Annotated in this window: 21 protein-coding genes; 15 read left to right on the top strand and 6 right to left on the bottom strand. The window is 71.8% G+C overall.

Annotated elements, in window-relative coordinates; genetic code table 11:
* Window positions 1-10: 10 nt before the first annotated feature.
* From alr to ACIQPR_RS03675, 4 genes are all read left to right on the top strand, one after another.
* A complete protein-coding gene (gene alr / locus ACIQPR_RS03690; RefSeq protein WP_403641338.1) occupies window positions 11-1,294 on the top strand; it encodes an alanine racemase in 1,284 nt (427 codons plus the stop codon).
* The gene (locus ACIQPR_RS03685; RefSeq protein WP_403641335.1) at window positions 1,291-2,532 is read left to right on the top strand and encodes an alpha/beta fold hydrolase; all 1,242 of its coding nucleotides are present in this window, start codon (window positions 1,291-1,293) and stop codon (window positions 2,530-2,532) included. Before alr ends, ACIQPR_RS03685 begins: the two co-directional genes overlap by 4 nt.
* Window positions 2,498-3,019 carry a tRNA (adenosine(37)-N6)-threonylcarbamoyltransferase complex ATPase subunit type 1 TsaE gene (gene tsaE / locus ACIQPR_RS03680; protein WP_403641332.1) on the top strand — a complete coding sequence of 174 codons (522 nt, stop codon included), beginning with the start codon at window positions 2,498-2,500 and terminating at the stop codon, window positions 3,017-3,019. Before ACIQPR_RS03685 ends, tsaE begins: the two co-directional genes overlap by 35 nt.
* Before the next feature lie 164 nt (window positions 3,020-3,183).
* Window positions 3,184-3,357, top strand: coding sequence for a hypothetical protein (locus tag ACIQPR_RS03675; protein WP_403641329.1), 174 nt, complete (start codon window positions 3,184-3,186; stop codon window positions 3,355-3,357).
* Window positions 3,358-3,447: 90 nt separating this feature from the next.
* Here the strand turns inward: ACIQPR_RS03675 and ACIQPR_RS03670 are convergent, their stop codons facing one another.
* Window positions 3,448-4,005 (bottom strand): hypothetical protein, encoded by a 558-nt coding sequence (locus ACIQPR_RS03670; RefSeq protein ID WP_403641326.1) that lies wholly within the window; start codon window positions 4,003-4,005, stop codon window positions 3,448-3,450.
* Between the two features lie 120 nt (window positions 4,006-4,125).
* Between ACIQPR_RS03670 and tsaB the strand changes: the two genes are divergently transcribed.
* From tsaB to ACIQPR_RS03640, 6 genes are read left to right on the top strand one after another with little or no spacing between them, the layout of a single operon-like run.
* Window positions 4,126-4,779, top strand: a complete 654-nt coding sequence (tsaB, locus tag ACIQPR_RS03665) for a tRNA (adenosine(37)-N6)-threonylcarbamoyltransferase complex dimerization subunit type 1 TsaB (RefSeq protein WP_403641324.1) — start codon at window positions 4,126-4,128, stop codon at window positions 4,777-4,779.
* Window positions 4,776-5,348, top strand: coding sequence for a ribosomal protein S18-alanine N-acetyltransferase (gene rimI / locus ACIQPR_RS03660; RefSeq protein ID WP_403641321.1), 573 nt, complete (start codon window positions 4,776-4,778; stop codon window positions 5,346-5,348). Before tsaB ends, rimI begins: the two co-directional genes overlap by 4 nt.
* On the top strand, window positions 5,341-6,438 hold the full coding sequence (gene tsaD / locus ACIQPR_RS03655; RefSeq protein WP_403641318.1) for a tRNA (adenosine(37)-N6)-threonylcarbamoyltransferase complex transferase subunit TsaD: 1,098 nt from the start codon (window positions 5,341-5,343) through the stop codon (window positions 6,436-6,438). The genes rimI and tsaD overlap by 8 nt, the downstream gene beginning before the upstream one ends.
* The gene (locus tag ACIQPR_RS03650; RefSeq protein ID WP_403641315.1) at window positions 6,435-6,689 is read left to right on the top strand and encodes a hypothetical protein; all 255 of its coding nucleotides are present in this window, start codon (window positions 6,435-6,437) and stop codon (window positions 6,687-6,689) included. Before tsaD ends, ACIQPR_RS03650 begins: the two co-directional genes overlap by 4 nt.
* A gap of 24 nt (window positions 6,690-6,713) precedes the next feature.
* Entirely contained in the window at window positions 6,714-6,986 is a 273-nt protein-coding gene (locus ACIQPR_RS03645; protein WP_403641313.1) for a hypothetical protein, read from the top strand.
* Window positions 6,983-7,375, top strand: coding sequence for a type II toxin-antitoxin system VapC family toxin (locus tag ACIQPR_RS03640; RefSeq protein ID WP_403641310.1), 393 nt, complete (start codon window positions 6,983-6,985; stop codon window positions 7,373-7,375). Before ACIQPR_RS03645 ends, ACIQPR_RS03640 begins: the two co-directional genes overlap by 4 nt.
* A 13-nt stretch (window positions 7,376-7,388) precedes the next feature.
* On the opposite strand, the gene ACIQPR_RS03635 is transcribed toward ACIQPR_RS03640, so the two are convergent.
* The 4 genes from ACIQPR_RS03635 to ACIQPR_RS03620 are packed head-to-tail and all read right to left on the bottom strand — an operon-like array spanning window position 7,389 to window position 12,840.
* The gene (locus ACIQPR_RS03635; RefSeq protein WP_403641307.1) at window positions 7,389-9,695 is read right to left on the bottom strand and encodes a glycoside hydrolase family 3 N-terminal domain-containing protein; all 2,307 of its coding nucleotides are present in this window, start codon (window positions 9,693-9,695) and stop codon (window positions 7,389-7,391) included.
* Between the two features lie 49 nt (window positions 9,696-9,744).
* Window positions 9,745-10,644 (bottom strand): carbohydrate ABC transporter permease, encoded by a 900-nt coding sequence (locus ACIQPR_RS03630; protein ID WP_403641304.1) that lies wholly within the window; start codon window positions 10,642-10,644, stop codon window positions 9,745-9,747.
* Between the two features lie 4 nt (window positions 10,645-10,648).
* The gene (locus ACIQPR_RS03625) at window positions 10,649-11,515 is read right to left on the bottom strand and encodes a carbohydrate ABC transporter permease (RefSeq protein WP_403641301.1); all 867 of its coding nucleotides are present in this window, start codon (window positions 11,513-11,515) and stop codon (window positions 10,649-10,651) included.
* Entirely contained in the window at window positions 11,512-12,840 is a 1,329-nt protein-coding gene (locus ACIQPR_RS03620) for an ABC transporter substrate-binding protein (RefSeq protein WP_403641299.1), read from the bottom strand. Before ACIQPR_RS03620 ends, ACIQPR_RS03625 begins: the two co-directional genes overlap by 4 nt.
* A gap of 117 nt (window positions 12,841-12,957) precedes the next feature.
* On the opposite strand from ACIQPR_RS03620, the gene ACIQPR_RS03615 reads away from it, so the two are divergent.
* The 5 genes from ACIQPR_RS03615 to ACIQPR_RS03595 all read left to right on the top strand — a co-directional run bounded on the left by ACIQPR_RS03615 (window position 12,958) and on the right by ACIQPR_RS03595 (window position 18,434).
* The gene (locus tag ACIQPR_RS03615) at window positions 12,958-14,010 is read left to right on the top strand and encodes a LacI family DNA-binding transcriptional regulator (RefSeq protein ID WP_403641296.1); all 1,053 of its coding nucleotides are present in this window, start codon (window positions 12,958-12,960) and stop codon (window positions 14,008-14,010) included.
* 101 nt (window positions 14,011-14,111) lie between these two features.
* A complete protein-coding gene (locus tag ACIQPR_RS03610; protein WP_403641293.1) occupies window positions 14,112-15,455 on the top strand; it encodes an endo-1,4-beta-xylanase in 1,344 nt (447 codons plus the stop codon).
* 112 nt (window positions 15,456-15,567) lie between these two features.
* Window positions 15,568-16,620 carry an LCP family protein gene (locus ACIQPR_RS03605; protein WP_403641290.1) on the top strand — a complete coding sequence of 351 codons (1,053 nt, stop codon included), beginning with the start codon at window positions 15,568-15,570 and terminating at the stop codon, window positions 16,618-16,620.
* A 141-nt stretch (window positions 16,621-16,761) separates the two neighbouring features.
* Window positions 16,762-17,118 carry a YciI family protein gene (locus tag ACIQPR_RS03600; RefSeq protein WP_403641287.1) on the top strand — a complete coding sequence of 119 codons (357 nt, stop codon included), beginning with the start codon at window positions 16,762-16,764 and terminating at the stop codon, window positions 17,116-17,118.
* Window positions 17,119-17,162: 44 nt separating this feature from the next.
* The gene (locus tag ACIQPR_RS03595) at window positions 17,163-18,434 is read left to right on the top strand and encodes an RNA polymerase sigma factor (protein WP_403641284.1); all 1,272 of its coding nucleotides are present in this window, start codon (window positions 17,163-17,165) and stop codon (window positions 18,432-18,434) included.
* 79 nt (window positions 18,435-18,513) lie between these two features.
* Here ACIQPR_RS03595 and ACIQPR_RS03590 read toward each other — a convergent pair whose 3' ends face one another.
* Window positions 18,514-19,692: a methyltransferase domain-containing protein gene (locus ACIQPR_RS03590; RefSeq protein WP_403641281.1), complete on the bottom strand. Its 1,179-nt coding sequence runs from the start codon at window positions 19,690-19,692 to the stop codon at window positions 18,514-18,516.
* Window position 19,693: the final 1 nt, after the last annotated feature.

Below are 19,693 nucleotides of genomic sequence, written 5' to 3'. Positions count from 1 at the left end.
TGGGGGCGTCATGAACGAGACAGCAACTGTGCCGACCGCGCCCCTGCGCGCCCGCGCCGAGATCGACCTGGGCGCCCTGCGGGCCAATGTGCGGGCCCTGCGCGCCCTCGCGCCGGGCGCCGCCGTCATGGCCGTCGTCAAGTCCGAGGCGTACGGCCACGGCGCCCTGCCGTGCGCCCGCGCGGCCGTCGAGGCCGGGGCGACCTGGCTCGGTACGGCCACCCCCGAGGAGGCCCTCGACCTGCGGGCCCGCGCCGGGCTGCCGGCCGGGGTGCGGATCATGTGCTGGCTCTGGACACCCGGCGGGCCCTGGCGCGAGGCCATCGAGGCCGACCTCGACCTGTCGCTCAGCGACATGTGGGCGCTGCGCGAGGTCGTGGCCGCCGCCCGCGAAAGCGGCCTCCCCGCGCGCGTGCAGCTCAAGGCCGACACCGGACTGGGCCGCAACGGCTGCCAGCCCGGCGCCGACTGGGCCGAACTCGTGCGCGAGGCCCTGCGCGCGGAGGCCGAGGGCCTGCTCCGCGTCACCGGCCTCTGGTCGCACCTCGCCTGCGCGGACGAACCCGGACATCCCTCCGTGGACGCCCAACTCGCCCTCTTCCGCGAGATGGTCGCGTACGCCGAGGACCAGGGCGTACGGCCCGAGGTCCGGCACATCGCCAACTCGCCCGCCACCCTCACCCGCCCCGACTCCCACTTCGACCTCGTCCGCACAGGCATCGCCGTCTACGGCGTCTCGCCCATCCCGGAGCAGGGTTCCCCGGCCGACTTCGGGCTGCGGCCGGTGATGACCCTGAAGGCGTCCGTGGCCCTGGTGAAGCAGGTGCCGGGCGGGCACGGCGTCAGCTACGGCCACCACTACGTCACCCCGGGCACGACGACCCTCGGCCTCATCCCCGTCGGCTACGCGGACGGCATCCCCCGGCACGCCTCCGGCACCGGCCCGGTGCTGGTCGGCGGCAAGTGGCGCACGGTCGCGGGCCGGGTCGCCATGGACCAGTTCGTCGTGGACCTCGGCGGGGACGAGCCGGAGGCCGGGGCGGAGGCGATCCTCTTCGGCCCCGGGGACCGCGGCGAGCCCACCGCCGAGGACTGGGCGCAGGCGGCCGGGACCATCGCCTACGAGATCGTGACCCGCATCGGAACACGCGTTCCGCGCGTCTACGTCGATGAGGACGGCGTCGATGAGGACGTCCCGGTGGACGACGAGGCCGCCCTCGTCGATCGGGTCGTCCCTGGGTATGAGGCAGACGACGCAGCGCGGGACCGGGACGGGAAGAGGAGCGGCACGTGAGCGAGAGCAGTGCGGAGGCGGTCGCCGCGGTCGCCTCCGCCGCCACGGGGGCGACGGGCAACTGGCGCAAGGTGACCGGGATCGCGGGCGCCGCGATAGGCGTGATCGCCGCCGGTGCCGCGGCCGGTGTCGCCATAGAGCGGATGACGGTCGGGCGCAGCATGCGCGAGCGGGCGCGGCTGGCACTCGACTCCACGGGACCGTACGGCTCGCTGCGCGGCGTCCCCGGCACGGCCCGCGCGGAGGACGGCACCGAGCTGTACTACGAGGTCGACGACATCGAGCCCGAGATCGCCGCCGTCACCCCCAGGCGCCGCCGGCTCTTCGGACGCAAGACACCGGCCCCGGTCACCGTCGTCTTCAGTCACGGCTACTGCCTCAACCAGGACGCCTGGCACTTCCAGCGGGCGGCCCTGCGCGGGGTCGTACGGACCGTGTACTGGGACCAGCGCAGTCACGGCCGGTCCGCGCGCGGGGTGGCGCAGCTGGAGGACGGCATGCCGGTCACCATCGACCAGTTGGGCCGCGATCTGAGAGCCGTGCTCGACGCGGCCGTGCCCGAGGGGCCGATCGTGCTCGTGGGCCACTCCATGGGCGGCATGACGGTGATGGCGTTCGCCGACCAGTACCCGGAGCTGATCCGCGACCGGGTCGTGGCCACGGCCTTCGTCGGTACGTCCGCCGGGCGGATGGGCGAGGTCAGCTTCGGCCTGCCGGTCGCCGGGGTCAACGCGGTACGGCGGGTGCTGCCCGGTGTGCTGAAGGCGCTCGGTCAGCAGGCCGCGCTGGTGGAGCGGGGGCGGCGGGCCACCGCCGATCTGTTCGCCGGGATCATCAAGCGGTACTCGTTCGCGTCGCGGGACGTCGATCCGGCGGTCGCGCGGTTCGCGGAGCGGCTGATCGAGGGCACGCCCATCGACGTGGTCGCCGAGTTCTATCCGGCGTTCACCGACCACGAGAAGACGGCGGCCCTCAAACTCTTCAAGGACATGCCCGTGCTCGTGCTGGCCGGGATCGGTGATCTCGTCACCCCCAGTGAGCACAGCGAGGCCATCGCCGACCAGCTGCCGGACGCGGAGCTGGTGCTCGTACCGGACGCCGGACACCTGGTCATGCTGGAGCACCCGGAGGTCGTCACCGACCGCCTCGCCGACCTGCTCACCCGCGCGGGGGCCGTGCCCGCAGGGGCTACCGTAAGCGGCTATGGAAGCACCAGCAGCACCGCACAGCGCGGCTGAGCCCCTGTCCGTCTCGATCACCGTCAACTCCCCCGACCAGATGGGGGAGTTGGGCCGCCGGCTGGCCAAGCTGCTGCGCGCGGGCGACCTCGTGATGCTCACCGGGGAGCTCGGCGCCGGCAAGACGACGCTGACCCGGGGCCTGGGGGAGGGGCTCGGGGTGCGCGGCGCGGTCACCTCGCCGACGTTCGTCATCGCCCGTGTGCACCCCTCGCTCGGCGACGGGCCGCCGCTGGTCCACGTCGACGCGTACCGGCTGGCCGGTGGGCTCGACGACATGGAGGACCTCGACCTCGACGTCTCGCTGCCGGAGTCGGTGATCGTCGTGGAGTGGGGCGAGGGCAAGGTCGAGGAACTGACCGACGACCGGCTGTCCGTCGTCATCCACCGCGCGGTCGGGGACACCACGGACGAGGTACGCCACGTCACCGTCACCGGGCTCGGCGAGCGCTGGTCCGGAGTGGAACTCGGCGTCCTCGGCGGCTGACCGGGCGCTACGACCGGGCGGTGCGGCCGGGCCGTACGGTCGGTCAGGTTCCGACAAGGTGTCGGCAAGATGTTGCGTTTCGGGTCCCGCGCGTGGTCACATGGTATCCCGTTCGTAGTTAGGTCTACCTAACTACGTCCGCCCCCAGGTCCCAGGAGGCGTCCATGGCGTCCACGCCGGCTTCGTCGGCCTCAGAGAACCAGGACCGCCCGCGGCCGTACGCGTTCGCCGCGGTGTCCATGCGGGAGTTGCTGGCGGCCGGCGCCGCGGCGAGGGCCGTCTCGACACCGCCGCGCGCCCCGGAGACCGCACCGGCCGAGTCACGCGAAGCCGCGTAGCACGCGACCGGCCGCGCGCAGTGTGCCCAGGGCCCGCAGTGTGCGCAGGGCCCGCAGCGTGCGCAGGGACCGTCGCCGGACCGCCACGCCCTAGTGGATCACCACCACCGACTGCCCGATCGTCGCGAACTGCCACATCGCCGTGCCGTCCTCGACCGACTCGCGGATGCCGCCGGACTTCACCGTGGGGTCGGGCTCCTGGGTCGCGCCGCCGACCGCCGAGCTGAAGCCGATCGCGACGCCGTTCGTGCCGGTGAAGCGGACGACGTGCTGGATGGGGGTGCCGTCGGTGCCGGTGACCGCGTTCGAGCGGGACGTGACCCAGTAGGAGCCCAGGGCCGGGTCCACCGTCCCGGGGGTGACCTTGAACGTCCGGTTGACCCTGTTGTTGTCGGCGACCAGCCACACCCGGTCGTCGTCCAGCGAGTACACGACCCGCTCGCCCCGGCCGGAGCCCGTGGGCAGCGCGGCGGGGTTCTTCTTGTCGCGGGGCGCCTTCGAGGTGGCCACCGCCGGCGGGGCGCTCGCGCGGGCCGAGGTCCCGAGCCCGGCGGGGACGCTCGCCGACGCCTGATAGGCGAGGAAACCGACCGTGGCGACGGCCGCCACGGTGAGCCCGGCCACGATTCCCGAGCTGCTGCCGGCCATCGGCGCCCACCTCCGTGTCTTGTATGTCCAGTAAGTGTGGTGACCGTAGGTGACGGTAGCAGTCGGGCCGGGCCGACCGGGGCGGCCGTGCCCGGGGCGTCGGAGCCGTAGGCTGTTTGCGTGCTCTTGCTCGCTCTGGATACCGCCACCCCCGCCGTCACCGTCGCCCTGCACGACGGCGAGGCCGTCATCGCCTCGTCGAGTCAGGTGGACGCGCGCCGCCACGGTGAGCTGCTGCTTCCGGCCGTCGACCGTGTGCTGGCCGACGCGGGGCGCAGGCTCGACGCCGTCACCGCTGTCGTCGTCGGCACCGGCCCCGGCCCCTACACCGGGCTGCGCGTCGGCCTGATGACCGCCGACACGTTCGGCCTCGCGCTCGGCGTGCCCGTGCACGGAGTGTGCACGCTGGACGGCCTCGCCTACGCCGCCGACCTCGACGGCCCCTTCGTCGTGGCCACCGACGCGCGCCGCAAGGAGGTCTACTGGGCGCGCTACGCCGACTCCCGCACCCGGGTCACCGACCCGGCCGTGGACCGGCCCGCCGACCTCGCCGACGAGATCGCGGGACTGCCCGCGGTCGGCGCGGGCGCCCTGCTCTACCCGGACACCTTCCCGTCCGCGCACGAGCCCGAGCACGTGTCCGCCGCCGCGCTCGCCGCCCTGGCCGCCGAGCGACTCGCGGCGGGCGTCGAACTCCCCGCGCCCCGCCCGCTCTACCTGCGCCGACCCGACGCCCAGGTCCCCAAGAACTACAAGGTGGTCACCCCCAAGTGACCGAATCCACGAGCCCCCGGCTGCGCGAGATGCGCTGGTGGGACATCGATCCCGTGCTGGAGCTGGAGAAGGACCTCTTCCCCGAGGACGCCTGGTCCCGGGGCATGTTCTGGTCCGAACTGGCCCATGCGCGCGGCGCCGAGGCGACCCGCCGCTACCTGGTGGCCGAGGTGACCGACGACCAGGACGAGGGCGGTGTCCGGATCATCGGCTACGCGGGCCTCGCCACCACCGGCACCGCGTCCGACAGCGGCCCCGCCACGGCCGACGTCCAGACCATCGCCGTCGCCCGCGACCACTGGGGCACCGGCCTCGGCGCCACCCTGCTCACCGAACTCCTGGGCGCGGCGAGCGAGTTCGAGTGCTCCGAGATCATGCTCGAATGCCGGGTCGACAACGTCCGCGCGCAGAAGCTCTACGAGCGCTTCGGCTTCGAGCCCATCGGCTTCCGGCGCGGCTACTACCAGCCGGGCAACGTCGACGCCCTGGTGATGCGCCTGACCACAGATCCCGACGGCAGTTCCGCCGCGGGGTCGTCTTCCGTACAAGGAACCGAGATCAATGGCTGACGAACCCCTCGTCCTCGGCATCGAGACCTCCTGCGACGAGACCGGCGTCGGCATCGTCCGCGGCCACACCCTGCTCGCCGACGCGGTCGCGTCCAGCGTCGACGAACACGCCCGCTTCGGCGGGGTCGTACCGGAGGTGGCCTCCCGCGCCCACCTGGAGGCGATGGTCCCGACGATCCGGCGCGCCCTGAAGGACGCGGGCGTGAGCGCGAGCGACCTCGACGGCATCGCGGTCACGGCGGGCCCCGGCCTCGCGGGCGCGCTCCTGGTCGGCGTCTCGGCGGCGAAGGCCTACGCCTACGCGCTGGGCAAGCCGCTCTACGGCGTCAACCACCTCGCCTCCCACATCTGCGTCGACCAGCTGGAGCACGGCGCGCTCCCGGAGCCGACGATGGCCCTGCTGGTGTCCGGCGGCCACTCCTCGCTGCTCCTCTCCTCGGACATCACCTCGGACGTACGACCGCTCGGCGCGACGATCGACGACGCGGCGGGCGAGGCCTTCGACAAGATCGCGCGGGTCCTGAACCTCGGCTTCCCGGGCGGCCCGGTCATCGACCGGTACGCGAAGGAGGGCGACCCCACCGCGATCGCCTTCCCGCGCGGACTGACCGGGCCGCGCGACCCGGCGTACGACTTCTCCTTCTCCGGGCTGAAGACGTCCGTGGCGCGCTGGATCGAGGCGAAGCGGGCGGCGGGGGAGGACGTGCCGGTGCGCGATGTGTCGGCGTCCTTCCAGGAGGCGGTCGTCGACGTCCTGACCCGCAAGGCCGTACGGGCCTGCAAGGACGAGGGTGTCGACCACCTGATGATCGGCGGCGGGGTCGCCGCCAACTCCCGCCTGCGGGCTCTGGCCCAGGAGCGCTGCGAGGCCGGCGGTATCCGCCTCCGCGTGCCGCGCCCCAAGCTGTGCACGGACAACGGCGCGATGGTCGCCGCCCTCGGCGCGGAGATGGTGGCCCGCGACCGCGCCCCCTCGGACTGGGACCTCTCGGCGGACTCGTCCCTCCCGGTGACGGACCCGCACGTCCCCGGCCACAGCCACGACCACGACCACGTGCACGAGGTCAGCGGGAAGAACCTGTACTCGTGACGGTCGCCCTGATGTGGGAGGCGAGGGCGGCCGAGGGCCGGGGCGCCGACCTGCTCGCCTGGGCCCGCGCGCAACGCCTGCCGTCCGAACCCCTGCGCCGGGAGTTCCTCCGCGCCCCCCAGGACCGCGTCCTCGTCATCACGTGGTGGGACGCGGCCTACGACGCCGAGCTGCCCGAACTCCCCGAGCCGGAGGGGGAGTTGGTCATGCGGGCGGTGCATCGGTGGCGGTTCGAGTCGGTGGGTGAATAACAAGAGTTTTGTTGAACTGGGTTCATGGCTGAGTCTCCCGCGCCCGGCGAAGGTCCCGTCCGTCCGGTGTCGGTGTCGCTCCACGAAGGCACCATCGCCGCCCTCAAGGCGCGCACCGGCAATCGAGGTATGTCCGCCTATGTCGAAGCGCTCATCCAGCGCCAACTGGAGCGGGACCGGCTGCGGGAACTGATCGAGGACGCCGAGGCCGTGCACGGTCCGGCCGACCCGACCGCGGTCGAGGCCAAGCGGGCCGTCCTGCGGGGCGGCTCGGCCGGTTCCGCCGACGCCGCGTGAGCGGCACGCTCGTCCTCGACTGCGAGGGCCTGTCCAAACTCGTCCGGCGCACTCCGGAACTCACCGAGTGGCTCGTCGCGGCCGAGGCCGAGGACATCCGTGTGGTCGTCAGTTCCGTGACCCTCGTCGAGGCCCGTGACCCCAGGACGCAACAGGCACGCTTCGACCACGCCGTCTCGCGGGTCAACGTCGTCCCGCCCGGTGAGGCGATCGCCCGCCACGCGAGCAGGCTCCTCGCCGCGACCGGTCTGCACGGGAACAAGTACGCCCTTGACGCGATCGTTGCCGCGACGGCGCTCGCTTCGCCCGCTCCCGTCACCGTGCTGACCTCTGACCCCGAGGACCTCCGGGACCTCTGCGGTGCCGGTGTCCAGGTGATCAAGGTCTGACCCGCGCCCGGTGTCACCCCACCCCCGACACCTCCGCCCCGCACGACAACCGCCGTCCGGCTCCAAGTACCCGTACAGGTCCCGTCAGTTGGAGGCGGGTGGTGTGTCGTACGTCCGCGCTCGACGCCGCCAACCGGAGTTCCAGTGCCCCCGGTTCGACCACCCGGCGTCCCGAGCGGTCGGTGAACGCGGACAGGTCCGGGTGGAAGCGGAAGGTGACGCGGGAGGCCTCGCCGGGGGTCAACTCCAGGCGCTGGTAGGCGATCAGGCGGACGTCGGGGCGGGTCACCGAGGCCACCGGGTCGTGCAGGTAGAGCTGGACGACCTCCGTGCCGGCGCGGTCGCCCGTGTTGCGGACGGTGACCGTCACGTCGTAGGAACCGTCCGTGTCGATCACGGGTTCCGGTGACTGGGTCGTCTCCCACGTGAAGCATGTGTACGAGCGGCCGTGGCCGAAGGGGTACAGCGGGGTCGGGTCGAGGCTGCTGACCTCGTCGGCCAGGCCCAAGGGGGGCTGGAGATACGTCCACGGCTGGCCGCCCGGCATGCGCGGGACGCTCACCGGGAGGCGGCCGGAGGGGTTGACGCGGCCCGACAGCACTCCCGCCACCGCCGGGCCGCCCTCCTCCCCCGGGAAGAACGCCTGGACCACCGCGCCCAGCCGGCCGTGCCAGCGGCCCAGCGCGTAGGGGCGGCCGGTGAGCAGGACCAGTACCACCGGGACGCCGGTCGACACCAGTGCGTCCAGCAACTCTGCTTGTACGCCGGGGAGTTGGAGGTCGGCGACATCGCAGCCCTCGCCCGAGGTGCCGCGTCCGAACAGGCCGGCCCGGTCGCCGAGCACCGCCACGCACACGTCCGACTCGGACGCGCGCGCGACCGCCTCCGTGAAACCGGCCCGGTCCGGTCCCGACACGTCGCAGCCCTCCGCGAACGTCACCTTGGCGTCCGGGAGTTCGGCCCGCAGCGACTCCAGAAGCGTGGGGATCCCGATGCCCATCGGCACCTCGGGGTGGAGGACCCCCACGTGGGACGGGAAGGAGTAGCAGCCCAGCATGGCCAGCGCGTCCGCCGCCCTCGGGCCCACCACCGCGATGCGGGCGTCGGGGGCGAGCGGCAGCAGGCCGTCCGGGTTGTCCAGCAACACCACCGACTTCTCCGCCAGTTGGCGGGCAAGGGTGCGGTTCGCCGCCGAGTCGAGGTCGATCGGGGCGGTCGGCTCCGGTGACCAGTCCTCGTCCAGCAGCCCCAACTCGCACTTCTGCAACAGCACTCGGCGCGCGGCCCGGTCGATCAGCGCCTCGGGGACCTCCCCCGCCCGCACCGCCTCCACCAAGGGCTTCCCGTAGCACTTCAGCGTCGGCAGCTCCACGTCGATCCCCGCCGCCAGCGCCGCGTGCGCCGCCTCCGCCGGGCTGCCCGCCACCCGGTGCAGCGTCTCCAGGAAGCCGATGCCGAAGTAGTCGGCGACCACCGTCCCGGTGAACCCCCATTCCTCGCGCAGGAGTTGGGTCAGGAGTGCGGGGTCCGCGGAGGCCGGGACGCCGTCCGTCTCGTTGTACGCCGCCATCACCGACCGCGCGCCGCCCTCCCGCAGCGCCATCTCGAACGGCGGCAAGGTCACGTCCGCGAACTCCCGCACCCCGGCCCGCACCGGCGCCAGGTTCCGCGCGCCCACCGAGGACGCGTACCCGGCGAAGTGCTTCAGCGTCGCCACCACCCCGGCCGACTCCAGGCCCCGCACATACGCGGCACCGATCGTGCCGACCAGGTACGGGTCCTCGCCGATCGTCTCCTCGACCCGTCCCCAGCGCGGGTCGCGGACGACGTCCAGGACGGGGGCCAGGCCCTGGTGGACACCGGCCGCGCGCAGGTCGGCGCCGATGCGCCGGGCCATCTCCTCCACCAGCGCCGGGTCGAAGCTCGCGCCCCAGGCCAGCGGCACCGGATACGCCGTCGCGCCCCACGCGGTGAACCCGGCCAGGCACTCCTCGTGGGCGACGGCCGGGATGCCGAACCGGCCGGCCGCGGCGATCCGGCGCTGCGCGCGGGCCAGCGCCCGCGCGCCCAGCTCCGGGTCCACCGGGGCGGTGCCGAAGGAACGGGTCAACTGCCCCAGGCCGTGGGTGATCAGCTCGTCCCAGTCGTAGTCGGAGGTCATCTCCCGCTGGAGCGGGGCGACTCCGTCGCCGTCCGTGTCGGCGCCGACCCACACGCCGTACAGCTGGGCGGTCTTCTCCTGGAGGGTCATGCGGGCGAGCAGGTCGTCGACGCGGGCGGCGGCGGGCAGGGCGGGGTCGCGCCAGGGGGCGGTGGTCATGAAACTCCTGTCAGAGAAAAGGCGTTGGGCTGCTTCCGGGCCGCCGGGATCACTTGCCGCCCACGCCCATCAGACCGCCGACCAGGGCGCGCCGGGCCACCAGGTAGACGGCGAAGATCGGGATGCCGGAGAGGACGACCGAGGCGAGCAGCGCGGGGATGTTCACGCCGAACTGGCTGACGTAGTTGAACAGTCCGAGGGTCAGGACCCGGGGGCCGTCGGACTGGGTGAAGATCAGCGGGAAGAGGAAGCCGTTCCAGGCCTGGAGCGCCGTGTAGATGACGACGGTGCTGATACCGCCCCTGGCCAGCGGGACGACCAGCTGGAACAGCATCCGGGTCGCCGAGGCGCCGTCCAGGGCCATCGCCTCGTACAGGTCCTCCGAGATGTCCCGCAGGGTGCCGGTCAGGATCAGTACGGAGACCGGCATCGCGAAGGCCGCGGTGGGCAGGACGACCGCCAACAGGCTGTCGTACAGGTCGAGTTTGGCGATCATCAGGTACAGGGGGACCACCACCGCCTGGGCCGGGATGGCGACTCCCAGCAGGAACAGGCGGAAGGCCGCGCCGGACCAGATCGTGCGGGTGCGGACGGCGACGTAGGCGAGCGGTACGCACAGCACGAGCACGATGGCCACGACCGCCGCCGCGACCAGTGCCGTGTTGGCGAGGAAGTGGCCGAAGCCGTTGTGCAGGACGGTGTTGTAGTTGGCGAGGGTCGGATCGGTGGGCGGTTTCAGGGCGTTGTTGCCGAGGGCCTTGTCCTGGCGGGTGAGCGAGGCCGAGATCATCGCGTAGATCGGGACGACGACGACCGCGAGCCAGACCAGCGAGCCGAGGCCGGCCAGCGGGTTGGGACGTCGGCTCCAGTGGCGGTGCCTTCGGGTGCGCGGGGGAGGCACGGGCTCCTCGGCCGTCCTCGCCGGACGCGGCAAGGTGTCGTGTGACACTCCGTCACATCCCTTCGCGGGTACTGCGCATGGCGCCGAAGCCGGTGAGCCGGACCAGGACCAGGGAGAGCGCGGTGGCGGCCACGACCAGGAAGGTCGCTATCGCGCTCGCGTAGCCGAAGTCGTAGCTCTTGAAGCCGGCCTCGTACATCAGGTACGGCAGGATCGCCGTGTCCGTGCCGGGGCCGCCCTGGGTGAGGATCAGGACGGTCTCGAAGTAGGTGAGCGAGCCGACGATCATCAGCACGCTGGACGTCGTCGCCGTGTTGCGGAGCTGGGGCAGGGTGATCGAGAAGAACTGGCGGTAGCGGCCCGCGCCGTCGATCGCCGCCGCCTGGTAGAGGACTTCGGGGATCTGGCGGGCCCCGCCCTGGTAGATCAGCGTGTGGAAGGGGATGAACTGCCAGCCCCCGACGAACACGATCGCGAGGAACGCGCCGCTCGTCGAGCCCAGCGTGTCCTGGTGGATGACGCCGAAGTTCGGGTCGAGCAGCGCGTAGAAGAGCAGCGCGATGGCCGTCGAGGACAGCAGGAACGGCACGAAGAAGATCGCGGACAGGACGGCCCGGTTGCGCTGGCGTCCCGCCGCCCAGACCCCGAGCAGCAGCGACACCAGCGTCTGGAACGCCCAGCTCGTCACCGTCAACAGGACGGTGACGGTGAGGGATTGGGTGAGCCGGTCGTCGTGCAGGAGCTTCGTCCAGTTGGCGAGGCCGACGGGCCTGGGGTCGCCGAGGCCGTTCCACGTGGTGAAGGAGAGGTAGACGGCCAGGAGCATGGGGGCCACCGCGAAGAAGGCGAAGAACAGGACACCCGGGATGGCCCACACCGCGTGCGGCCGGCCGGACCTCGCCGCCGCGCTCTGGGTCACTTGAGCGCCTTGAGCGCGGACACGAACTGGCTCGGTGAACTCTTGCCCACGAACAGCTTGTTGATCTCCGTCAGCATCGGTGTGGACACGTCCGGATCCACCGCCTGGTCCCAGCTGAGTGTGAACGCCGTTGCCTGCCGCACCAGTTGGTACTGGAACTTGGCGAACTCGGGGTTGGGGGAGGAGTCGAGCAGCTGCTCCGCGTTCGAGGTGGTCGGGATGTCGCCGTTGGCGACCAGGTCCTTCGCGTACGCCTCCGAGGCGCAGTCGCGGAGGAACGCGATGGCCGCGTCCTTGTTGCCCGTACGGGTGTTCACGGACCAGTAGTTGGTGGGGTTGCCGACCACGTTGCGGATGTCGCCCGCACCGCCCTCGTACTTCGGGAACGCGGCCCAGCCCAGGTCGTTCTTGGCGAAGTCGGGGAACTTGCCGAGCTGTGTCGAGTACTCCCACGACCCCATCAGGTGCATCGCCGCCTTGCCCTTGGCGAACACCGCCGGGGCGCCCCCGTTGACGTACGACACCGAGCTGAAGCCCTTGCCGAAGGCGCCGTCGTCGATGAGCTGCCTGACCGTCTCGGCGGCCTTGAGGACGGCCGGATCGCCCCAGCCGGACGCGTCGCCGTTCTTGATCCGGTCGAAGACGTCGGGGCCGCCGATCCGGTCGACCAGGTACTCCAGCCACATCAGCTCGGGCCAGATGTCGGCGCCGCCGAGCGCGAACGGTGTGATGCCCGCGGTCTTCAGCTTCTTGTTGATGCCGAGCAACTCGGTCCAGGTGGTGGGCGGTTGGAGCTTCTGCGCGGCGAAGACCGACTTGTTGTAGAAGAGGATCACGGGCTGCATGCCGCGCATCGGTATGCCGTAGTTCTTGCCCTTGAGCGCGCCCGCCGCGAGCACCGAGGGCAGGAAGCCGTCCTTGAGGACCGGGTCGGACTTGATGGTGTCGGTGAGGTCGACCAGCTGGCCCGCCTCCTGGTACGCCTTGATCGAGCCGCCGCCCCAGTTGAAGAAGACGTCCGGCGCGTTCGGCGAGCCCATCGCGGTGCGCAGCTTGGCCGGGTAGTCGGTGCCGGGCACCTTCTCCAGCTTGATCTTTCCCTTGGCCTTCTTGGCCGCCGCCGAGGCGTTGAACCGGGTGACGGCCTTGACCTGGACCTTCGTCGCGTCGTCGCCGTAGACGAAGGCGGTGACCGTACCGCTGCCGCCGGTGCCGTCACTGGAGCCGCAGGCCGTGAGGCCGGTCGTGAGCAGGGTGGTGGCACCGGCGCCGAGCACCCAGCGCCTGCTGAACGTACGCCCGCCGTCGGACGTGTGGGGATCCATAAACAGCACAGACAGCACCTCTCGTGCGAATGTTTCGAGCCGTTCTACGAATGTTCCGGGAACGTAAGGCGCGTGAAAAGGTTCGTCAAGGGGTCGCGCAGGGATACGATCGCCGCCATGACTGCCCCGGATTCCGCTGAAAGCCAGAGGACAGGTCGATCGACGCAGACCGCGACGCTCGCCGAGATCGCCCGCGAGGCGGGAGTGTCGGCTCCGACTGTTTCGAAGGTCCTCAACGGCCGTGCCGATGTGGCGCCCGCGACTCGCACCCGCGTCGAGGACCTGCTCCGCGTCCACGGCTACCGGCGCCGCCGCGCCGAGGCGACCCGCTCCCCGCTGATCGACCTGGTCTTCCACGAACTGGAGAGCGCCTGGGCGCTGGAGGTCATCCGGGGTGTGGAGAACGTGGCGCGGGAAGCCGGGCTGAGCGTGGTGCTGAGCGAGAGCGCGGGGCGGCTCACCCCCGGCCGGACCTGGGCCGACCAGGTCGCCGCCCGCCGCCCGCACGGTGTGATCCTCGTGCTGTCCGGGCTCGACGAGTCGCAGCGCGCGCTGCTGACCAGCCGGTCCATCCCGTTCGTGGTGATGGACCCGGCCGGTGACCCCGGCGCCGACGTGCCGTCGATCGGCGCCACCAACTGGCAGGGCGGGCTCGCCGCCACCCGGCACCTGGTCGAACTCGGCCACACCCGGATCGGCGCGATCAGCGGACCCTCCCGGATGATGTGCAGCCGCGCCCGCGTCGACGGCTACCGGGCCGCCCTGGAGACGGCCGGACTGCCGGTCGACGGCTCGCTCGTCGTCACCGGCGACTTCCACCACGAGGCCGGCTACCGGCTGGGCCTCGACCTGCTGCGCCGCCCGGACCGGCCCACGGCCGTCTTCGCCGGCAACGACCTCCAGGCGCTCGGCCTGTACGAGGCCGCGCGCGAACTGGGGCTGCGCGTCCCGGAGGACCTGAGCGTGGTCGGCTTCGACGACCTCCCGGTCGCCCGCTGGGTCGGGCCGCCGCTGACGACCGTACGACAGCCCCTCACCGAGATGGCCGAGGCGGCGGCCAGGCTGGTGCTCGACCTCGCACGCGAGGAGGAGTCCTCGGCGGCGCGGCGGGTGGAGCTGGCGACGAGCCTGGTGGTGCGCAGCAGTACGGCTCCGCCGGTCGCCGGGTGAGCGCGGTGGCCGGAAGCTGACGTCTTGACGAGTGGGGTGAGCCGCCCCACACTCCTCCGAAGCCAATCGGTTGCACAACCGAAACTTTCGGAGGCATCCGCATGAGATCTCTGAGAACCGGCTTGTCCCTGGCGGCCCTGGTCACCGGCGCCGTCATGCTCTTCACCGCCCCCGCCGCACAGGCCGCCGACACCCCGCTGCGCGACCTCGCCGCCGCGAAGGGCAAAGTCGTCGGCACCGCGGTCACCGGCTCCAAACTCACCGGCGCCTACGGCGACATCGCGGGCACGCAGTTCAGCTCGCTCACCCCCGGCAACGCCATGAAGTGGGGGACCGTGGAGCCCACGCAGGGCAGCTTCAACTGGTCGGAGGCGGACCAGATCGTCGCCTTCGCGCAGGCCCACGGCCAGCAGGTGCGCGGCCACACCCTGGTCTGGCACAGTCAGAACCCGAGCTGGCTGACCAACGGCACCTGGACCTCCGCACAGCTGAGCAGCCTGCTCCAGAACCACATCAACACCGAAGTCGGCCGCTACAAGGGCGAGATCGCCGCCTGGGACGTCGTCAACGAACCCTTCAACGAGGACGGCAGCTACCGCTCGACGCTCTGGTACAACGGCCTCGGCGCCGACTACATAGCCCAGGCGCTGACCTGGGCCCACGCGGCCGACCCGGCGGCCAAGCTGTACATCAACGACTACAACGTCGAGGGCGTCAACGCGAAGTCCACCGCCCTCTACGACCTGGTCAAGTCCCTCAAGGCGGCGGGCGTCCCGATCGACGGCGTCGGCCTCCAGGCCCATCTGATCCTCGGCCAGGTCCCCGCCACCCTCCAGCAGAACATCCAGCGCTTCGCCGACCTGGGCGTGGACGTCGCGATCACCGAACTCGACGTACGCATGGCACTCCCGGCCGACAGCGCCAAGCTCGCCCAGCAGAAGGCCGACTTCAAGAGCGTGGTCGCCGCCTGCGCCGCCGTCGCGCGCTGCGTGAACATCACCGTCTGGGGCTTCACCGACTCCGACTCCTGGGTGCCGAGCACCTTCCCGGGCTACGGCGCGGCGACCCCGTACGACGAGAACTACGCGCCGAAACCGGCGTACTACGGCATTGCGGAGGCACTCGGCGGTACGACCACGACCCCGCCGACCGGGGCGTGCTCGGCGATGTACGGCGTGACGAGCCAGTGGAACACCGGGTTCACCGGGCAGGTGACGATCACCTGCGCCGGGGCCGCGCTGTCGTCCTGGAACGCGAGCTGGACTTACGGCGCGGGGCAGCGGATCACACAGGCCTGGAACGCCACGTGCACCCAGTCCGGGGCGGCCGTGAGCTGCGCCAACGCGAGCTACAACGGGACGGTGCCGGACGGCGGCTCGGTGACGTTCGGGTTCAACGCGTCCTGGAGCGGCAGCAACCCGGTACCGGTGGTGACCTTGGGATGAGGACGCCGGGAGGCGTGAGGCGGGACTGAGAACCGTGAGTTTTTCCGCAGAAAACCGAGCCAGGACGCCTCCCCTAACTTTCTCCTAATAATTCGGACTTACGTTCCTCCCCGTGACGGACAACGAGAACGCCGACGGGGACAGACGAGTGGGCCGGCGGTCGAGGGTGCTGAAGATCGCCGGCCTCGCTCTGGCCGGCGCCCTCGTCCTGGGGGTCGCCACGGCGGGCTGGGCCTACTGGCACCTCAACGACAACATCAAGAGCGTCGACATCGACAGCGCGCTCGGCACCGACCGCCCCGCCAAGGCGGTGACCACCCCCTCGGCGTCCGCCTCCGCGTCCGCCACCCCCGTGCCGACCGGCTCGCTGAACATCCTGGTCCTCGGCTCGGACTCGCGCAGCGGCAAGGCGAACAAGGCGCTCGGCGGCGGCGACAGCTCCGGCGCCCGCTCCGACACGGCGATGGTCGTGCACCTCGACGCGGGCCGCAAGAAGGCCACGATCGTCAGCATCCCGCGCGACACCCTCGTCACCCGGCCGTCCTGCCCGCTGAAGTCGGGCGGCTCGACCTCCGTGGCGTACAACGCGATGTTCAACAGCGCGTACTCGGTGGGCGGCCCGGTCTGCGCGGTCAAGACGGTCGAGTCGATCACGGGCGTCCGCATGGACCACTACATAGAGATCGACTTCGCGGGCTTCGCGAAGCTGGTCGACGCGCTCGGCGGCGTCACCGTCACCACCACCCAGGACATCGACGACGACGACAGCCACCTGCACCTGAAGAAGGGCACCCACCACCTCAACGGCAAGCAGGCGCTGGCCCTCGCCCGCACCCGGCACGGCATAGGCGACGGCAGCGACCTCGGCCGCATAGGCCTCCAACAGATGCTCGTGAAGGCGCTGTTGACCCAGATCTCCACCCACGACTTGCTCACCGACCCCACCAAGCTCTACGAGGTCACCGACGCGGTCACCGACAGCCTCACCACCGACACCGGCCTCGACTCCCTCAGCGAACTGATCAGTTTCGGCGAGAGCCTGAAGGGACTGTCGGCCGACGCGGTGAAGACGATCACGATGCCGGTCGTCACGGCTCCGTCCGACCCCAACCGGGTGATCGCGAAGGAACCGGCGGCGAGTGATCTGTGGAAGTCGCTGGGCTGAGCGGCCTGACCTGCGGAAACAGGGCACCGGAAAAAAATCTTCGGGGAATTCCGGCGAGTGTGTCGATCCGGCGGACCCCCGTTCGACGCATGGTTGAAAGGCCGGGAAGGACCCGGCCCGTGTCCCGTCCGAGGAGTCACCATGCCCCGTTACCTCTCCCTCGTGCAGATCGACGAGAAGACCGCCCCCGCCGAGGGCCCCAGCCCCGAACTGATGCAGCGGATGGGCGAGCTGATCGAGGAGATCACCAAGGCCGGGGTGATGCTCGACACCGCGGGCCTCACCCCGAGCGCGCAGGGCGCCCGCGTCCACTGGGAGGGCGGCCGGATCTCCGTCACCGACGGCCCCTTCACCGAGTCCAAGGAGGTCGTCGGCGGCTACGCGCTCATGCAGTGCAAGGACATGGCCGAGGCGATCGAGTGGACCAAGCGGTTCCTGAAGGTCCACGAGGAGTTCTGGACGGTGACCTGCGAGGTGCGGGAGATCGCGGAGGGCTGAGCATTCCTTGGCCCGCGGGCACCGGAGGTGTTCGATGGTGGGTTGTGGAACCGCAAGCACAACCCACCGCCTCGCCCGTGACCGCCCTGGAGACCGTCTTCCGCATCGAGTCGCCGCGGATCATCGCCGCCGTCGCCCGCACGGTGCGCGACGTCGGCATCGCCGAGGAACTGGCCCAGGACGCGCTGGTCGCCGCGCTCGAACAGTGGCCGAGGGACGGCGTCCCCGACAACCCGGGCGCCTGGCTCATGGCCACCGCCCGGCACCGCGCCGTCGACCTGGTCCGGCGCCGGGAGAACTACGCCCGCAAGCTCCAGGAGATCGGCCGCACCCTGGAGACCACCGCCCCGCCCGAGGAGCCCCCGGCCCCCGACGACATCGACGACGACCTGCTGCGCCTCGTCTTCACCACCTGCCACCCGGTGCTGTCCCCCGAGGCCCGCACCGCCCTCACCCTGCGCCTCCTCGGCGGCCTGACCACCCCCGAGATCGCCCGCGCCTTCCTCGCCCCCGAGCCGACGATCGCCCAGCGCATCGTCCGCGCCAAACGCACCCTCGCGACGAAGAACGTGGCCTTCGAGGTCCCCTACGGCCCCGACCGCGAGGCCCGCCTCGGCTCCGTCCTCGACGTCATCTACCTGATCTTCAACGAGGGCTACGCGGCGACGGCGGGCGACGACTGGCTCCGCCCCGGCCTCTGCGAGGACGCCCTGCGGCTGGCCCGCCTCCTGTCCGGCCTGATGCCGAAGGAACCCGAAGTCCACGCCCTGGCCGCCCTGTTGGAGTTCCAGGCCGCCCGCTCGGCCGCCCGCACCGCCCCGAACGGCGACCCCGTCCTCCTCAGGGACCAGAACCGCCGCCGCTGGAACCGCCTGCTCATCGCCCGGGGCATCACCGCCCTCGGCCGCGCGGACGCCGTCTCCACCGGCGCCCCCGGCCGCTACGCCCTCCAGGCCGCCATCGCCGCCTGCCACGCCCACGCCTACACCTACGACGAGACCGACTGGCCGACGATCGCGACCCTGTACGGTCTGCTCGCCGCCCGGTCCCCGTCCCCCGTGGTCGAGTTGAACCGCGCGGTGGCGGTCTCGATGGCGGACGGCCCGGCCCCGGCCCTGGAGATCGTCGACACCCTCGCCGCCGAACCCGCCCTGCGCGACTACCACTTGCTGCCCAGCGTCCGAGGCGACCTCCTCGCCCGCCTCGGCCGCACGGCGGAGGCGAGAACGGAGTTCGCACGGGCCGCTGCCCTCGCCCGCAACGAACGCGAACGCCAACTCCTGCTGCGCAGAGCCGAGGAGGCGGACGGGTCCTAGACCGTGCCCGGTCCGCGAAGTCCCGCCCGCCTCGCGACGCCCGACCTCCGGGCGGGCGACGGGACTTCGCGGACAGGCCCTAGACCGGCCGGCCGATCAGCATCGTCGGTGCCCCCGCCACCCGAGTCAGGAACACCGTCGCGGAGTTGGGGCCCTGGGGCTTCACCTTCTTGCGCAGTTCCTCCGGTTCGACGGCCGAACCGCGCTTCTTCACGGTGAGCACGCCCACCTCGCGCTCCCGCAGCAGGGCCTTCAACTTCTTGACGCCGAAGGGGAGTCGGTCGGTGATCTCGTAGGCGGAGGCGTACACGGTGGGCCGGAGTTCGTCCGCCGTGACGTAGGCGATGGTCTCGTCGACGAGGCCGCCCCCGACCTCCTGGGCCACCTCGGCGACGAGGTGGGCGCGGATGACGGCACCGTCGGGCTCGTACAAGTACCGCCCCACGGAACGGACTTCGGGGTCGGGCAGGCCGCGGCCGTGCAGAACTCGCGGGCCGGGCAGGAGCGTTGCCCGCACCGACCCCGGCCGCACCCCGGTCCCGAACCACAGCACCGCCTCCTTCACGTCCCCGCCGTCCGAGATCCACTCCGCCCCGGCCGTCTCCGGGATCGCCTCGTGCGGCACACCCGGCGCGATCTTCAGCGCGGCGAGCGGAGCCGCCGTAGCGGCGCGGACGGCCCAGGAGAGCGGGGGCGAGTAGGCCTCGGGGTCGAAGACGCGGCCCCGGCCGCCGCGTCGCGCGGGGTCGACGAACACGGCGTCGTACCCGGACGTGTCGACGTCCGTGACGTCCGCCTCGCGCACCTCGATGAGGTCGGCGAGGCCCAGCGCCTCCGCGTTCGCGCGGGCCACCGCGACCGTCAGGGGATCGCGGTCCACGGCCAGCACCCGTACCCCGGCCCGCGCCAGCGCGACGGCGTCGCCGCCGATGCCGCAGCACAGGTCGGCGACGGAGCCCACGCCCAGTTCGCGCAGGCGTCCGGCGCGGTGGGCGGCGACCGTGGCGCGGGTGGACTGTTCGAAGCCGTTCGGGGTGAAGAACATGCGGGAGGCGTCCTCGGACGGGAACTTCGCCGCCGCCCGCTGCCGCAGCCGGGCCTGGCCGAGGGCCGCCGAGACGAGGTCGGCGGGGTGCTCGCGGCGCAGCCGGGTCGCGACGGCGAGCTCCTTGGCCGGGTCGGTGCCCGCGACCTCGTCGAGGAGGGCACGGCCCTCGGGGGTGAGCAGGGCGGCGAAGGCGAGTACGGGGTCGTTCACC

This window comes from Streptomyces sp. NPDC091280 (genome assembly GCF_044768565.1).
GTDB lineage: Bacteria > Actinomycetota > Actinomycetes > Streptomycetales > Streptomycetaceae > Streptomyces.
This window is presented reverse-complemented; position numbering and strand designations above follow the sequence as displayed.

Bases quoted from the DNA above. Each gene is read 5' to 3' on its own strand.
- alr (WP_403641338.1), top strand. From the start codon at position 11: ATGAACGAGACAGCAACTGTGCCGACCGCGCCCCTGCGCGCCCGCGCC.
- tsaE (WP_403641332.1), top strand. From the start codon at position 2,498: ATGGAAGCACCAGCAGCACCGCACAGCGCGGCTGAGCCCCTGTCCGTC.
- ACIQPR_RS03675 (WP_403641329.1), top strand. From the start codon at position 3,184: ATGGCGTCCACGCCGGCTTCGTCGGCCTCAGAGAACCAGGACCGCCCG.
- ACIQPR_RS03670 (WP_403641326.1), bottom strand. From the start codon at position 4,005: ATGGCCGGCAGCAGCTCGGGAATCGTGGCCGGGCTCACCGTGGCGGCC.
- tsaD (WP_403641318.1), top strand. From the start codon at position 5,341: ATGGCTGACGAACCCCTCGTCCTCGGCATCGAGACCTCCTGCGACGAG.
- ACIQPR_RS03645 (WP_403641313.1), top strand. From the start codon at position 6,714: ATGGCTGAGTCTCCCGCGCCCGGCGAAGGTCCCGTCCGTCCGGTGTCG.
- ACIQPR_RS03635 (WP_403641307.1), bottom strand. From the start codon at position 9,695: ATGACCACCGCCCCCTGGCGCGACCCCGCCCTGCCCGCCGCCGCCCGC.
- ACIQPR_RS03620 (WP_403641299.1), bottom strand. From the start codon at position 12,840: ATGGATCCCCACACGTCCGACGGCGGGCGTACGTTCAGCAGGCGCTGG.
- ACIQPR_RS03615 (WP_403641296.1), top strand. From the start codon at position 12,958: ATGACTGCCCCGGATTCCGCTGAAAGCCAGAGGACAGGTCGATCGACG.
- ACIQPR_RS03610 (WP_403641293.1), top strand. From the start codon at position 14,112: ATGAGATCTCTGAGAACCGGCTTGTCCCTGGCGGCCCTGGTCACCGGC.
- ACIQPR_RS03600 (WP_403641287.1), top strand. From the start codon at position 16,762: ATGCCCCGTTACCTCTCCCTCGTGCAGATCGACGAGAAGACCGCCCCC.